The 15,289-nt window shown below is 44.9% G+C and carries 13 protein-coding genes; all 13 read right to left on the reverse strand.

What is annotated here, in order from left to right; all coding sequences use genetic code 11:
* Positions 1 to 33: 33 nt before the first annotated feature.
* On the reverse strand, positions 34 to 264 hold the full coding sequence (acpP, locus tag FYJ57_RS08925) for an acyl carrier protein (protein ID WP_022170908.1): 231 nt from the start codon (positions 262 to 264) through the stop codon (positions 34 to 36).
* Between the two features lie 2 nt (positions 265 to 266).
* Entirely contained in the window at positions 267 to 1,289 is a 1,023-nt protein-coding gene (gene plsX / locus FYJ57_RS08930) for a phosphate acyltransferase PlsX (protein ID WP_154432391.1), read from the reverse strand.
* A 182-nt stretch (positions 1,290 to 1,471) separates the two neighbouring features.
* Complete coding sequence (locus FYJ57_RS08935; RefSeq protein ID WP_205839942.1) at positions 1,472 to 2,239, reverse strand: hypothetical protein; 768 nt, start codon at positions 2,237 to 2,239, stop codon at positions 1,472 to 1,474.
* Positions 2,240 to 2,345: 106 nt separating this feature from the next.
* The gene (locus FYJ57_RS08940; protein WP_022170911.1) at positions 2,346 to 3,665 is read right to left on the reverse strand and encodes an aspartate kinase; all 1,320 of its coding nucleotides are present in this window, start codon (positions 3,663 to 3,665) and stop codon (positions 2,346 to 2,348) included.
* A gap of 157 nt (positions 3,666 to 3,822) precedes the next feature.
* Positions 3,823 to 5,088, reverse strand: coding sequence for a cation:proton antiporter (locus FYJ57_RS08945; protein WP_154432392.1), 1,266 nt, complete (start codon positions 5,086 to 5,088; stop codon positions 3,823 to 3,825).
* A gap of 125 nt (positions 5,089 to 5,213) precedes the next feature.
* The gene (locus FYJ57_RS08950) at positions 5,214 to 6,002 is read right to left on the reverse strand and encodes a PHP domain-containing protein (RefSeq protein WP_022170913.1); all 789 of its coding nucleotides are present in this window, start codon (positions 6,000 to 6,002) and stop codon (positions 5,214 to 5,216) included.
* A gap of 332 nt (positions 6,003 to 6,334) precedes the next feature.
* Positions 6,335 to 7,210, reverse strand: a complete 876-nt coding sequence (locus FYJ57_RS08955) for an ABC transporter permease (RefSeq protein WP_154432393.1) — start codon at positions 7,208 to 7,210, stop codon at positions 6,335 to 6,337.
* Positions 7,207 to 8,145 (reverse strand): ABC transporter ATP-binding protein, encoded by a 939-nt coding sequence (locus FYJ57_RS08960; protein ID WP_154432394.1) that lies wholly within the window; start codon positions 8,143 to 8,145, stop codon positions 7,207 to 7,209. Before FYJ57_RS08960 ends, FYJ57_RS08955 begins: the two co-directional genes overlap by 4 nt.
* Positions 8,138 to 10,303: a DUF8725 domain-containing protein gene (locus FYJ57_RS08965; protein ID WP_154432395.1), complete on the reverse strand. Its 2,166-nt coding sequence runs from the start codon at positions 10,301 to 10,303 to the stop codon at positions 8,138 to 8,140. Before FYJ57_RS08965 ends, FYJ57_RS08960 begins: the two co-directional genes overlap by 8 nt.
* A complete protein-coding gene (locus FYJ57_RS08970; RefSeq protein WP_205839943.1) occupies positions 10,300 to 11,421 on the reverse strand; it encodes a sensor histidine kinase in 1,122 nt (373 codons plus the stop codon). Before FYJ57_RS08970 ends, FYJ57_RS08965 begins: the two co-directional genes overlap by 4 nt.
* Positions 11,411 to 12,115: a response regulator gene (locus tag FYJ57_RS08975; protein WP_154432397.1), complete on the reverse strand. Its 705-nt coding sequence runs from the start codon at positions 12,113 to 12,115 to the stop codon at positions 11,411 to 11,413. The genes FYJ57_RS08970 and FYJ57_RS08975 overlap by 11 nt, the downstream gene beginning before the upstream one ends.
* A 642-nt stretch (positions 12,116 to 12,757) precedes the next feature.
* Complete coding sequence (locus FYJ57_RS08980; protein ID WP_154432398.1) at positions 12,758 to 14,056, reverse strand: ATP-binding protein; 1,299 nt, start codon at positions 14,054 to 14,056, stop codon at positions 12,758 to 12,760.
* A gap of 88 nt (positions 14,057 to 14,144) precedes the next feature.
* Positions 14,145 to 15,287: a prephenate dehydratase gene (gene pheA, locus FYJ57_RS08985; protein WP_117523350.1), complete on the reverse strand. Its 1,143-nt coding sequence runs from the start codon at positions 15,285 to 15,287 to the stop codon at positions 14,145 to 14,147.
* Positions 15,288 to 15,289 lie beyond the last annotated feature (2 nt).

The raw sequence follows: 15,289 nt of genomic DNA on the forward strand, positions 1-15,289 counted from the left end.
CTGTGACTGTTTCCTGTTCTGTCAGAAAACAGTTTACTCCACAACTCTCTGAATCAGATCTATCGCATCCGCCACCGTCACGATTTTTTCTGCTTCTTCCTGTGGAATCTCAATATCAAAAGCATCCTCTACTCCCAGAATAATCTGATACAGATCCAGAGAATCTGCTCCCAGATCCTCGGTAAAGGTGGTCCCCGGCATCACTTCCGAAGCATCCACATTCAGTACTTCCGCAATTATCTGCTGTAATTTTTCCAGTTCCATCTCTAATTATCCCCCTTATTATCCTGCTTCATATTCTCCTGAATCTTTCCGCAGATATCTTCTTTTGAAAATGTAATACACTGAATCAGTGAATTTTTGATCTCATTGGCTTTCGAACTTCCGTGAGCCTTGACTACCAGCCCTTTCAAACCAAGCAGAGGTGCTCCACCGTACTCGCTGGCATCAAAACTTTTGAGTGTTTCTTTTAATGCCGGTTTTACCAGAAGAGCTCCGATCTTACTGCGCAGAGTGCTCATCATCCCTGCTTTTACCTTGGAAATCAAAGTGGCTCCTACACCCTCGTACAGTTTCAGGATTACATTTCCCACGAATGCCTCACAGACTACGACATCACAGACTCCTTTCGGAATATCTCTGGCTTCCACATTTCCGATAAAGTTAATGTCTTTGCACTCTTTTAACAACGGATAGGTTTCCTTCACCAGTGCATTCCCTTTTTCTTCTTCTGCACCGATATTGACCAGACCTACCTTCGGGTTTTTCACTCCCATCACATATTCCATATAAATAGAACCCATGCGCGCAAACTGTACCAGATGAGAAGAACGGGCATCCACATTGGCACCACAGTCGATCAGCAGGGAAACACCGGTTGCTGTCGGAATCAGTGGAGCCAGAGGAGCGCGTTCCACGCCTTTGCTTTTTCCTACCAGGACCTGTCCGCCTACCAGTACAGCTCCTGTACTGCCACAGGATACAAAAGCAGAAGCTTCTTTACTTCTTACCATTCGCAGTGCCTTTACCAGAGAGGAGTCTTTCTTTTTCTGAATAGCGTGTACCGGCGGTTCTCCGGTTTCAATGATCTCAGATGCATGAACAACTTCCAGACGTTCCTCCGGATACGTATATTTATCCAGTTCTTTTTTCAGAACATCCTCCTGACCTACCAGATATACATACAGTTCAGGTTTCTCCCGCAGTGCTTCGACCACTCCTTTTACCGGTTCCTGTGGCGCATAATCGCCACCCATAGCGTCCACGGCCACTTTAATATATTCGCTCATATTTCATCCTCTTTTCCCATAAACCTGTCATATCTCTGTTCCTTTTTCTCATAGAACAAGTAACGTATAACTATCTATATGATACTAGACATTGTGTAAAAAAGCAATGAAAATGTACATAAAAGGGACTTGCCTTTCCTGACAAGTCCCCTGTTTTTCCTGTTATAAGATTTCCTTTTCTGCTACTGCATCACACCGTCAGATCCCAGATGATAACCGTCTACATCCGTATCATGTGCCATTGCACCGTTTTCCTGGAAATAATACCACTTATCTCCTTCCTGATACCAACCGGTACGGATATATCCGTTCTCGTCAAATACATACCACTGACCGTCAATTTCCTGCCAGCAGCTGGTTGGATAAGTTCCGTCCGCATTCTGATACCACCAGTTTCCATCGGTCTGCTGCCAGCTTCCGGAAGCTACTTCTTCTGTAGTCTCTTCCTGTGTATCCCCGGTTTCTTCCGGTGCTGCTTCCTGCTCAGTGATAGTAACACATTTGGTTCCGCTGGCTGTCAGCTGAACTCCGTCACCTACTGTATTGGTTACTACTACATAATAGTAAATTGTTCCGGACTCAGTGGTCGGCGGTGTATAGGTTGCTTCTGTTGCACCGTCAATAGCTGTTCCACCTCCATTGGAATCCACATTGTTCCGATACCACTGATAGCTTAACGTTCCTTCGGATACTGTGGCTTCCACAGTCAGCGCATCTGCAGTCGCATGCAGATCGTATGTAACCGGATCTCCCATCTCAGAAGTGATCTGTGGTTTTTCCACACTGTCATCAATATTTGCTGCATTCAGATCCACAGTAACTTCCTCTTTTTTTGTGTCTTCACTGTTATTTCCTACCAGGATACCGATTGTATCTTTTGCTGAGCAGGCAGTCATAAGCGGCATACAACAGAGTGCTATGCCTGCAAGCAATCCCCTTTTTAATCTCATATTATCTACTCCTTTTATTTTGAAATTGTTACAATTTCTTTTCATTCCTGTGTTGTATTGTAACATTTTCATAATTATATGTCAACTGAAAGGCTTCCCCTCTTCCTTACAGCTGAGCAGTTACAAAAATGTCGTAGATCGCACGGATCGCAGTCTCAAAATCACGGTTTTCCACACCGATGATAATATTCAGTTCACTGGATCCCTGATCGATCATCTTTACATTGACATGATTATGTGCCAGTGCTGAAAAGATTCTTCCTGCTGTACCTCTGTTTCTTCGCATACCTCTTCCAACGACCGCGATCAATGCCAGATCTGCTTCCAGATCGATGGCATCCGGCGCTACCGCACGGTGAAGACCTGAGATAATGTTCTGTTCCTTTTCTTCGAATTCACTCTGATGTACATACACAGTCAGTGTGTCAATGCCGGAAGGCATATGTTCAAAGGACAGCCCGTTATCCTCAAATACCTGAAGAACTTTTCTGCCAAATCCGATTTCAGAGTTCATCATATCTTTCTCGATATTAATAGAAGCAAATCCTTTTCTTCCCGCAATACCTGTGATCGTATAGGCCGGTTTGTAGCAGGTGCTTTCCACAATAACCGTACCTTTATCCTGTGGGCGGTTGGTGTTGCGGATATTGATCGGGATACCTTCCTGACGAAGCGGGAAAATAGCATCTTCGTGCAGTACAGTGGCTCCCATATAAGCCAGTTCCCGGAGTTCTTTGTATGTAATTGTCTCAATGACGGCCGGATTGTCTACGATACGCGGATCTGTTACCAGCATACCGGAAACATCGGTCCAGTTTTCATACAGATCTGCATGGATCGCTTTTGCAACGATAGATCCCGTTACATCAGAACCTCCACGGGAAAATGTCTTCACACTTCCATCATGGAGAGATCCATAAAATCCCGGGATTACTGCATGATCGATTCCTTCCAGTCTTTCTTCCAGCTTTTTATAAGTCATCTCACCGTCCAGATTTCCGTTATCTTCAAAGAAAATACATTCTGCAGGATCCACAAATGTGTAACCCAGATAATTTGCCATCACGATACCGTTCAGGAATTCTCCTCTGGATGCTGCATAGTCACTTCCTGCCTGCGCAATGAAGTTTTTCTCAATCTCTGCAAACTGTTCATCCAGTTTCAGATCCAGTCCCAGTCCGTCAATAATTTCCTGGTATCTCGCCTGGATTTTTTTGATCTTTCCTGCAATCTTTTCACCTTTTTCAGCTGCCCGATAACATTCATAGAGCATGTCGGTTACTTTGATATCTCCATCAAAACGCTTTCCCGGTGCTGACGGAACCACATAACGTCTGGATTCATCTGAACGGATGATATCACCTACTTTTTTAAACTGTTCCGCACTGGCAAGAGAGCTGCCACCAAACTTCACTACTTTTTTCATGTTTTCCTCCTCTGTGCATAACTGTACATATGCGGTTTTTCATTTTCTCCTATTATAGATTTCTCATTTTCATATGTCAATAATAATGTCTTGCTCCGGATAGCACAAAAATCATGCTCTCGCATGATTTTTGTATAAAAACGATATACTGACTGATTTATTTTTCCATCTCACCCTCACGGTATTTTTCAATCTGCTCATAATTGCTTGCAAGAGCACCCGTTCCGCTTGCACCCTTTGGTCCGAAACGAAATACAAATTTCAGAAGGATTGGCGTTATGATAGTCGTGATCACAACTACAATAACCACAGGTCCCAGGAATGAAGATCCCATCAGTCCGAGAGCCGATCCTTTATCAGCAACGATCAGTGCAACCTCACCTCGGGAGATCATACCGACACCGATACGGGCACACTGGTAATTCTTATATCCACACACTTTTGCACCCAGTCCGCAGCCCAGCACTTTCGTCAGTACTGCGACGATTACCAGAACAACCGTAAATCCCACAACTTCTCCGTTCATAGCCGGAAGTACAACTTTGATACCGATACTTGCAAAAAACAGCGGTGAAAGAAGCATATAAGAAATCGTGTCGAATTTGGATGCCAGCCACTGTGTTCTCTGTGTCTTGGATACTACCAGACCTGCCACGAAAGCACCTGTGATATCTGCCACACCGAAGAATACTTCTGCGCAATATGACAACAACAGACAGAATACAAATACCATGATTGCATGGCGATGCAGTGGTCTGTTTGTCAGTTCTTCCCATTTTTTGTAACCATAATAGAATGCCACACCTGCAATCAGCGCAAATGCAAAGAAACCTACGATTTTTAACAGTACCATACCGAGGCTTACGGAAGAGTCTGCCATACTGGTAACAATTGTCAGTGCAATAATACCCAGAATGTCATCGATAATTGCGGCTCCCAGGATCGCATTACCGGAATGAGTTTTTAATTTTCCCATCTCTTTCAGTGTTTCCACACTGATACTTACAGACGTTGCCGTCAGGATAACACCGATAAAAATATTCTGTAAAAACGCACTGGCTCCCGCATCAGAATCGATAATTCCGGGCTTGTTAAAGAAATATGCCACGGCAAACCCGCCTGCCAGAGGTACCAGAACACCCAGCAATGCGATCACAAACGAGGCTTTTCCGCTCTTCTTTAACTCGTCGATATCCGTCTCCATACCTGCACAGAACATCAGAACCACAACTCCGATCTCCGCAGCATCATGAATAAAAGTGGTCTCATGGAGAATATTAAGACAGGCCGGTCCCATCAGGAGACCTGCCAGCAATGCCCCTACCACCTGTGGCATATTGTAACGACGTGTTACCAGTCCGAGGATCTTCGTAGTAAGCAGGATCAATGCCAGATCCAGTAAAAAATTGTACGTTGTTTCCATGTTTTTTCCTCCCTGTGTTTTGCGGTTCCCATCTTCAGGTCAGAACCGCACTGTTGCCTACTATAGCATTTTTACACCGGAAAGACAATATTTTTTTAATAAAATTTTAATATTTATCTTACCGCTCAATGGAGGTTTTCCAGTTCTTTCATTCGTTTTCTCCGGCGCAGACGTTCACCGCTTTTATTATATACAAAGAACGATTCCACCAACAGTTTATTAAAGGGACCCAGCTTGTCTTTGGTTGTTTTATCGTACCGGGTTCCGCCACAGGTAATATAGGAAACACTTTTTACATATTTGATCAGATCCGATTCACAGCGGATATTATCCGGCAGTTTGGTGTACGCCATTCCGATACATTCCAGTCTGTGGGCATCGCTTCCCCCAAATCCGGGTTTATGATACTTTCTTGCCAGTTTTCTGGCCTTTTCGTTCACTTCTTCTGATTCGCAGGCATTGAAAACTTCCACAAAGTCAAACTGTTCCATCAGACTTTTCAGACGTTCTTCGTGAAACTTCTTTCTCGCCTGGGTTTTGATCAGACTGAGGTATTTTTCTCCGTATGGATGCGCCGGTCCGACAATTCCTCCGTATTTGTGTACCACCATGATCAGAATCTGAGCCGGCAGACCGCGCAGTTCAAGAAGTTTCAGCTTCACTCCCTCCGGCATGATCACCAGCATATGTCCACAGTCGATCGTATCATATTCCACACCTTTTAGCACCACGAAATCTGTATGATTCTTTCCTTTGATGGAATCTCTCCATTCCCGGTAACCGTCATAAGAGTTGTGATCGGACACCAGCATCCCGCCGAATCCCTTTTCTTTCAGTTTTTTGATATATTCTTCGATCATGACTTTTCCATCCATGGAACCCTCTTTGGTATGGCAATGCATATCGAACTTCATATACCCTCACCCCTTTTCGTACAGTTTTCATAACGACCTATCTTTTTGCACTTTCGCAGATAGTTATTACTAATTTCTTTACAGATATTATAACCTTTTTCGTACGCGGTTACAAATTATAATTGTAAAATTTTCACCGAAGGTGATTTACGCGAGCAACGAGTCAAAGTCCGTGCTTGCACGGAACCTTGATGAGTGCCGCGATAACGATAAAAACTCGCAAAGCGTGTTTTTATCGTTTAAATACATTTTTGCTCGTAACTGTGAAGTTACTGAACAGTTACAATTTATGAACAAAATGTATGCGATCACTATATATTCGCATGGTTTCTTCATTTCCGCATCGGGTGAATATGCCGTCCTGCAGCGATCAAGAGAAGAGCGGAACAGCCCAGTTGTACCAGAATCGACAGTTCTACCATATGTTCCACCCCAAAGGAATGGCTGTAATCTCCAAAATGGCCACACAGCCGTACCAGTCCGTAGGCGTTGGTTGTCTGCTGTCCGATCAGTCCATAAAGTGTGACTGCAGGATTGAAATACAGAAGATAAACCAGCCCGCCAAGCCGGATGCCTGTAAAGTCTTCCCGGTACATTCCCCGAATCTGCTGAATATAGCCGATTCCAAACAGGATACCCACCGTTCCGAGCACCAGAAGTACCACCGTCACATAACTTAAAATCACCGCAACCGTAGTTTTTCGCATGATCGCCGAATAAAAGATACCGATACTTCCTATAAATATACCGGTGATGACAAGACTCAGGATCAGCTGGAACAGATTTACCAGAGTAATTCCTCCATAGATCAGCACCAGTCCTATTACAGGAAGTGTTGAAAAAGAAATCAGGAAAATCAGGCAGAGAGAAGATTCCAGTTTTCCCAGAATAATTTTCCAGGGACTCAGATGAGTAGTGAGAAGCAGATCCAGGGTCTTCCTCTCACGTTCCCCCGCAATGGAACCTCCTGCCAGTCCCGGGATCAGTATACAGATGGCAAGGAACAGACCATATCCCATCAGGACATAACACTGGATCGGAAAACGGTACTGCAGGATCGTCATATAATTTTCTCTTCCGCTCAATCCCATCTGTGCGATCAGGGCAAACAATGCCAGAACCAGATTCACGCCAAGAATAATCCAGGCACATTTCATATTTCTTGTGTAACGTTTCATTTCATTTTCCAGAACCGGATTCTTCCTCATACTGTTGTTCCTCCCTGTACCGGATCTGTAAGATGGAAAAATACAGATTCCAGATTATTGTGTTCTCTGCGAAAAGAAGTTACCAGCACCTTTTGCTCCACCAGTTGTCTCAGAAGCTGCGCCTCTTCTTCCCTGCTTCCGGTAAAAAGAATGGAAATCATATTTTTATCGATTGCTATTCTGGATACCAGTGGGTGCCGGTTCAGCAGGTGAACGGCAGTCTCCAGATTCTGATATACCTCGATCAGGATCGGATTAGAACTGTCGATAGATGTCATGATTTCATCGATGGGGCCTTCCAGTACCATTTTCCCCTGATGGATAACTCCGATATTGCTGCACATATCTGCCAGATCAGACAGAATATGTGAACTGATCAGCACCGTATATCCCTCTTCACACAGACTCCGCAAAACTTCTTTAAAGATCCTCCTTGCACCCGGGTCCAGTCCGGATGCCGGCTCATCCATCACCAGAAGCTGTGGCCGGTGAATCAGGGCACGGGCAAGACAGAGCCTCTGCTGCATCCCTCTGGATAATTCATCTACCATACGGTCTTTAATATGAAAGAGCTGTACCCGTTCCAGTACCTCCGAAGCCCTTAAGCGTCCCTCTTTTTCATCGATTCCATAGGCAGCCGAATAAAATTCCAGATATTCCATCACCGTCAGATTATCATAGACACCGAAAAAATCCGGCACATAGCCAATCTTGCTTTTTAAGACGCGTGTCTCCTTTTCTGCCCGGATACCATCGATCCACACTTTTCCTGAAGTCGGCCGCAGTAATCCGGATATGATTCGGATCGTAGTCGTTTTTCCGGCACCGTTTGGTCCTACAAATCCATACAGCTGTCCATGTCCGATTTCCATATTCAGTCCGTCCAACGCCGTTACGTGAGGATACCTTCTGGTCAGACTTTCAATCTTAAGCATCCGGGTTCACCACCTTTCCTGTGATCTGCAGACAAGGAAGTGTACAGTTTTTATCCGTCACATCCATGTCGTCCGCCACCTGATAGCGAACCCGCAACGTCCCATCTGGCGACAGATATTTTTCCAGTTCCGTCCTGTCAAACACTTTTTCCCATTTCGAAATCGTCTCATATTCTCCACTGAACCAGCAATAAAAAGCAACCTGCCCACGAAATGATTCAAAATATTTCGGATCATCATATTCCGGTTTAAAGAATTTTATTCCTGTAATTTCTCCCAGTCCGGAAAGATCATAGTCAAGGACTGCATCCTGTCCGTACATCAGATTCGTTCCTGCGGTCGCACTTCCACTTTTCACAGAAGCCAGCACTTCTCCGTTCGGACAGAATATGGTTCCCTCTTCCTTTTGCCAGCTGATATCCACCGGCATATAAAACTGCGTGATTCCGTCTACTTCATAACCGGAATTCATCTCAAAAGAAGTATCACTGTTGGAAATCGTTCCGAGGAGGCAGACACCTTCGATTTCTTTCCTTTGTGCATCCCATATCTGCTCCGTCACAGCGTTCACCGCATAATCCGGATACTCTGTATCTTTCAGATCCAGATATTTTCTCAGAATCTTTTCCAGGCCTCCATTTCCATAGGAATGGATTTTTTCGGAAAAAGTACCTTCTTCTCCCGGTTCCAGATCTCCCAGAAATACGATACGGTTCGTGAGTACAAGAATCGCATTCTCGATTCTGTATCCTGTAGGGTTCTTCCATCTGCCTTCGATATGCTCATTGTCCCCGGATGCATGGATCTGTATTTCTTCTTCCGGTGATACTGCATGATCCCTGTTCAAAAAGAATGCATTGCCTGCAAACACCGGCAGCCTGCTGAATGTCAGTTTGTAACAGTCTTCTTTTTCATAGATTTCCACTTTATCCGTGATATTTGTATTGACATTTTCTGCACTGTATCCGCTTTCTGAAGACATTGTCAGATGATAACTTTTATCCAGATACAGCTGATATGTATTGTTATATGGCGCCTGCACACCCAGCTGCAGCGTTTCTCCCCAGATATGATCCTGCTGGGTATACATCCGTCTCATGGTAAGAACCGGGGCAGTCAGTCTGGTGCCGGTTCCCAGCAAAGCTACAATACCAAGGAAAAGAACAGAAAGCAGTGTAACTCCTGACCAGAAATATTTTCTTTTTCCCTGTTTTTTCAGGATCAGGTACAGTCCCGGTCCTGCCAGACAGGCATAAAAAAGAATCAGTATAAAATATTTGATCAGACCGGGGCGTTTTCGTACCGGAATCTGACTGGTGTCATAGCCGGTATATACAACATAGCCCCATTTTTCACTGATCCTGTCAAAAAAAGTTGGTCGTGATTCTCCATTCAGAAAATTCTCAAATACTTCAAAAAAATCCTGCCCGTCTTCAACAGTAAGCAAGATACCTCCTTCCTGCTGCCAGCGATGGAGTGTCACCCACTGTTCTCCGGAAATCGCAGCCTCCGGTCCGATCAGCAGTGCATCCAGTTGACCCAGATCTTTCCAGCTGTCCGGAATCTCCGATGCATCCATCTGATAAACAGACACAAAAATATCACCCATGCCTTCGGTAGTTTCCGCAGAAATCTGTATCCCGTCAAGCTGTTGCACGTCTTCCGGCTGTGCTCCTATAACTCCGATCAGTGCAATGTCCTGGTTTGCAGAAAAGTTCTTACTCAGTGATGCTGTCTGTACTGTTCGGGACCCATCTTTCAGATACGCCTGTACTGTACCATTAGCCCATGGAAAGGTCAGATAAAACGTTTCCTGCCGTGTTTCCCCTGCAGCGAGTGCTATATTTTTCTTCCATACGCACACTTTGCTTCTGGTATAGTCCATATCATTGCCGATCATCGTCAGACTCTCTCCCAGATCAGATTCCTGATTGCCGGCAACCGGCACTTCCATCTCCAGCTGTCCTTCAAACGCTTCCCCATGATTTGTCAGTGTTGCCGTAACCGGCAGGCAGGCAGCACTGTTTCCCGCCTTGCCGTTAAATCCCCAGTTTAATGTTATCTCAATGCCGTTCTCCGGCTCATCTTCTGCCCATACCAGGCAGGGCAGCAGCAAGATCAGCAGTACCAGTACTATTCCCCGGATATGTTTTCTCATGTCTGTCTCTCCTTTTTCTGTTGCAACGGAAGCCATACAGAAAATACCGTTCCGTCAAGATCACTTTTCACCTGTACGTCTCCGCCATGAAGCACTGCGATCTGATGAACGATAGCCAGTCCAAGACCGGTTCCTCCCGTATTCTGTGAACGCGACTGTTCCACCCGGTAAAACTTCTGAAATAACTTTTCCAGGTCTTCTTTCGGGATCACATACCCATAGTTGATCACCTGTACCAGAACATGTTCATGTACCACTTTTGCTGCCACACGGATGATTTTTCCGTCTTTTCCATATTTGACCGCATTATTCAGAAGATTTTCAAAAAGGCGTGCCAGCAGATTGCCGTCCCCCTCCATGGGAATTCCATGTTCCACGCAGCTGAACTGGGCTTCCAGACCGTTTTTTTCAAAACTTGGCCACGCTTCATCCAACAGCTGTTCCAGTAGTTTCTGCAGATCCAGTTGTTCCAGATGCAGACTCATCTCCTTATGTTCCATCTTCACAAAGCCAAAAAGTTCGTTCGTCAGCTGTTCCAGATGCAATGCTTTCCGGTACGCAATATCAAGGTACTGTTGTCTGGTCTGTTCATCCAGATCAGGTCTGCTCTTCACCCAGTCCAGATAACCGATCACCGATGTCAACGGTGTACGCAGATCGTGAGCCACACTTGTCACCAGATCATTTTTGGTACGTTCCGATTCCCGTTCCCTCTCCATCAGATCCTTTACATGGCGTTCCATCTGGTTCATATACCTGGCAATTTCTCCGAATTCGTCCAGATTCTCTACGGGAATCTCCTGATCCAGATTTCCGTTTGCAATATCTCGCATGGCACGTTCCAGCATCCGCACATAACTCATATATTTGTGGAGCAGGGCGTAAAAAGTAAACAAAAAAGTAAGTGCTCCGCAAACCCCGAGAATCATCAGGCGATAACCGGGATACAGCCCGTCCGGCCCCAGCATGGCACTTCGATATCCCATATAACGCAGCTTTCCTGCCACTTTGTAGATCAGAAACGCCATCACAACTTCCGCGATTCCGGTAGCTGCCAGGCTGATGATCGTATACCATGCGATTCTTCCTTCGAATGTCTGAATCCATCTACTGCTCAATTTTATATCCAACCCCCCAGACTGTCGTAATGATCTTATCGGTTCTGGTATCATCCTTCATCTTGCCACGAAGCCGACGGATATGTACCATAACGGTATTATTGGCCTCATATACCTTCTCATTCCATACTTTTTCAAAAATCTCATCCGTACTGAATACCCGACCCGGATGAGAAGCCAGAAGATACAGAATGTCAAATTCGATTGGCGTAAGCTTAATACTCTCTCCATCCACAAATACCTGATGTGTTTCCTTGATAATAGTCACATGATTCAGACGGATCGTGCTGTCCTCATCCTCTTTCTTTTCATTCGCCGGATTCAGATCCCGGTAACGCCGAAGCTGTGACTTCACTCTTGCCATCAGCTCCAGAGGGTTGAAAGGTTTTGTCACATAATCATCCGCCCCCGTCGTAAGCCCCACGATCTTATCTAACTCCTGTGTCTTTGCGCTAACCATGATAATCGGCACGTTATGCTTCTCCCGTATCTTCCTGCACATCTCAAGCCCATCCATCTTCGGCATCATAATATCCAGCAACACCAGATCAATCTTCTCACGTTCCATAATCGCAAGTCCCTCAAGAGCATCCCCACTCTTAATTACCTGATACCCGTCACTAATCAGATACAGTTCCAGCAGATCTGCAATTTCCTGCTCATCATCCACAACTAAAATTCTGGTTTCTTCCATCTTATATTTCCTCCATGTCCCCTTATGTATTTCTCAGAATCTAACTTTGAAATGTAACTCTTCTACAATTCATCTCACAGGCTCTCTCCTGCCAGACAGTTACTTCCGACTCCTTTTTTCTGTACTCCATCGGGCATTCGTTCACCCATTCCCCTACAGTGTACCACCATCCCCTCACCAAAGTCCTTACCAAAAACTTAAAATCTCACAAACCTTTCCCAGACAGAACCACCAAACTCCGTCCCCCACCGGCAAGTACCACTGCCAAGAATCAGTTTCTGCCAACGTGATAAAATACGCTTCGCGAATTTTACTCATTATCGCGGCAGTCGCCAAGTTCTCGTGCAAGCACGGACTTTGGTTCATCACTTGCGTCAAACAAAAACGGAACACTGGATTATTTTAATATGCACTACAACAAACAGCGGCTGACCTGTGATTCCCTGGGTGAACAACACTTTGTGGGCGCTTAGGGCAAGCTTTGAAATCCGACACTTACGGAGACTTTCGCTTGGGTCAGCTGACCCAAGTGAATATAGTCGCAGTTAGTGGCTAGTTCAAAGTTGCCCTGCCCACGTTGTTCACTCAAGGAATCACAGGTCAGCCGCGTCCCCTTAGCCGAAACCTATATCTGTATTTTATTTACTTATTTTTATTCTTGCCGCAAAGATAATCAATAAACTGCTGTGCCGTCCTACCCGACAGTCCACCATGCTGCAATTCCCACTTATTGGCCTCAAGCAGAAGTTCCTCCTCCGGCATCTCCACCTGATGTCTTTCTGCAAGCGTCTTCACGATATTCTGGAACTGCTTTTTATCCGGCGCGCAGAAGAAAATCGACACACCAAATCTTGCAACCAGAGACAGTTTCTCCTGAACAGTATCGGAAGAATGCAGATCATCTCTTCTCTCTTCTTTATCCGAGAATTTCTCCCGAACCAGATGTCTTCGATTAGAGGTCGCATAGATCAGAATATTATCCGGTTTTTTCTCCAGACCACCCTCGATCACAGCCTTCAGATACTTATATTCGATTTCAAATTCTTCGAAAGACAGATCATCCATATAGATAATAAACTTGTAATTCCGATTTTTCACCTGTGCGATAATATCATTCAGATCCTTGAACTGGTGTTTGTACGCCTCTATAATACGGAGTCCCTGATCATAATACTGATTCAGGATACCCTTGATGCTTGAAGATTTTCCTGTACCGGCATCACCAAACAGCAGGCAGTTATTGGCCGGCCGCCCCTGTACAAATGCCTCTGTATTATCGATCAGTTTTTTCTTGGCAATCTCATAGCCGACCAGGTCGTCCAGATGCACATGGGCAATATTGGTAATCGGCACGATCCGGGCAGGAGTCACCGTTCCGTCGATACGGAATGCCTTGTGAAGTCCCAGTTTACCAACACCGAATTCTTTATAAAACTGTACCATATCATCCATGAATTCTTCCGTGGACTCTGCTTTTGCCAGTTTCTGCGCCAGTGTACAGATCCGGTCACGGATCCGTTTATTAAAGACCTTGCTGCCTTCATTGATATTCTGATAATCGGTGATCAGACTGCTGTCCACCGACGGATAAATCTTCTCCAGTTCTTTCAGATCAAAATCATACAACTGTTTAAAGATTTCAAAATCATGCATCGCGAATGCATTAATAGTGCCTTCCACCGGACCTACGATCTCACAGGCCGTACTGAACGCATTTTCATGATTGACCAGCAGATAGGTCAGATAATCATGCCACAGGTTTCCCGCAAACCCGTAGGTTCCTGCCATCTCTACCAGCTGATGAATACATGCAAAATACTCCCCGTCCTTTCCGTAGAGTACCTTCGGATGAGAGATATCTTCCATCAGCATGGTCATCTTCTCCAGCAATTCTCCCTGTTCAAAATCACGATATAAAATGCATTCTCTTATTCCTGTCATTGTTCTTACCTGTCTTTCTTACTTCTCAATATGTAATTACTTATTCCGGCCGTTCCCTGTCTTCGCAGCCGGACAGTTTCATGTATCATTAATAATTTCCAAGAATCCGCAGATTGTTCACCTCTCTGGAAATACCATACAGCGCATTCTTCACACCGCTGTCACTCAGATTCCCTTCAAAGTCAACAAAAAAACGATATTCCCACTTTTTCTCCGGAATCGGACGGGACTCGATCTTTGTCATATTCAGATCATTATAGATAAAATGGGACAGTGTGTTATACAGACTTCCACTCTCATGTGGAATCTCAAAACATACACTGATTTTTCCTGCTTCTTCCTGATAAATCTCTTCTTTGGATACGATAATAAACCGTGTGGAATTCTGCCGACTGGAGAATACATGCGGTTTTAAAATCTGAAGTCCGAAACACTGTGCCGCATATGGGCTGGCAATTGCCGCCTGAGTCAGATCTCCGTCTTCTTTTACTTTCTTTGCTGCCATTGCGGTGTTCAGATACTCTTCCGCTTTCCATTCCGGATGCTGCTCCAGAAACTTTCTGCACTGAGACAGTGCCTGCGGATGAGAATACACGGTCTTGATATCTTCCAGTGTGGCATTTTTCAGACCCATCAGAGCATGATCCACCTGAATGATCTGTTCACCCACGATGCTGTGATGGTATTCCACCAGAAGATCATAAATATCAGCAACGATACCGGCAGTAGAATTCTCGATTGGCAGTACCGCGTAATCCGCATCTCCGTTTTTAATCGCTTCCATGGCATCCCGCCAGGTTTCCACATTGTAATTTTCAATGGATTCCCCGAAAAAGCTATGCATCGCAGTAAAACTGTATGCTCCTTCGACACCCTGAAATACTACTTTGGCCTTCTGCATCGGCAAAGAAGAAACTTTCCGGAACGGAATCTTTTCTGCTTTGCCTTTTTCTGCCAGTATCCGGTACTGCAGTTTCCGGCTCATCGCCATCATCTGCCGGAACAGCTCGTAGACACCTACACGGTTAAAGGAGTTGGATGCATACTTTTCCAGTGTATTCAGTTTTTCTTTTTCCCGCTGTGGATCCAGTACTGCTTTATTGTTGGAAATCTTATATTCCGCCACCTCTGCACTCAGCTGCATCCGTTTTTCAAAAAGTTCTACGATTTCTTTATCAATACCATCAATCTGATCTCTGATCTCGAGTAAATCCAATACTTTATTATCCATTT

It is taken from the genome of Oliverpabstia intestinalis (assembly GCF_009696065.1).
Taxonomy (GTDB): domain Bacteria; phylum Bacillota; class Clostridia; order Lachnospirales; family Lachnospiraceae; genus Oliverpabstia; species Oliverpabstia intestinalis.

What these genes read in the sequence shown, in the direction of transcription:
- acpP (WP_022170908.1), bottom strand. Translation starts at nt 264, where the DNA reads ATGGAACTGGAAAAATTACAGCAGATAATTGCGGAAGTACTGAATGTG.
- plsX (WP_154432391.1), bottom strand. Translation starts at nt 1,289, where the DNA reads ATGAGCGAATATATTAAAGTGGCCGTGGACGCTATGGGTGGCGATTAT.
- FYJ57_RS08935 (WP_205839942.1), bottom strand. Translation starts at nt 2,239, where the DNA reads ATGAGATTAAAAAGGGGATTGCTTGCAGGCATAGCACTCTGTTGTATG.
- FYJ57_RS08940 (WP_022170911.1), bottom strand. Translation starts at nt 3,665, where the DNA reads ATGAAAAAAGTAGTGAAGTTTGGTGGCAGCTCTCTTGCCAGTGCGGAA.
- FYJ57_RS08945 (WP_154432392.1), bottom strand. Translation starts at nt 5,088, where the DNA reads ATGGAAACAACGTACAATTTTTTACTGGATCTGGCATTGATCCTGCTT.
- FYJ57_RS08950 (WP_022170913.1), bottom strand. Translation starts at nt 6,002, where the DNA reads ATGAAGTTCGATATGCATTGCCATACCAAAGAGGGTTCCATGGATGGA.
- FYJ57_RS08955 (WP_154432393.1), bottom strand. Translation starts at nt 7,210, where the DNA reads ATGAGGAAGAATCCGGTTCTGGAAAATGAAATGAAACGTTACACAAGA.
- FYJ57_RS08960 (WP_154432394.1), bottom strand. Translation starts at nt 8,145, where the DNA reads ATGCTTAAGATTGAAAGTCTGACCAGAAGGTATCCTCACGTAACGGCG.
- FYJ57_RS08965 (WP_154432395.1), bottom strand. Translation starts at nt 10,303, where the DNA reads ATGAGAAAACATATCCGGGGAATAGTACTGGTACTGCTGATCTTGCTG.
- FYJ57_RS08975 (WP_154432397.1), bottom strand. Translation starts at nt 12,115, where the DNA reads ATGGAAGAAACCAGAATTTTAGTTGTGGATGATGAGCAGGAAATTGCA.
- FYJ57_RS08980 (WP_154432398.1), bottom strand. Translation starts at nt 14,056, where the DNA reads ATGACAGGAATAAGAGAATGCATTTTATATCGTGATTTTGAACAGGGA.
- pheA (WP_117523350.1), bottom strand. Translation starts at nt 15,287, where the DNA reads ATGGATAATAAAGTATTGGATTTACTCGAGATCAGAGATCAGATTGAT.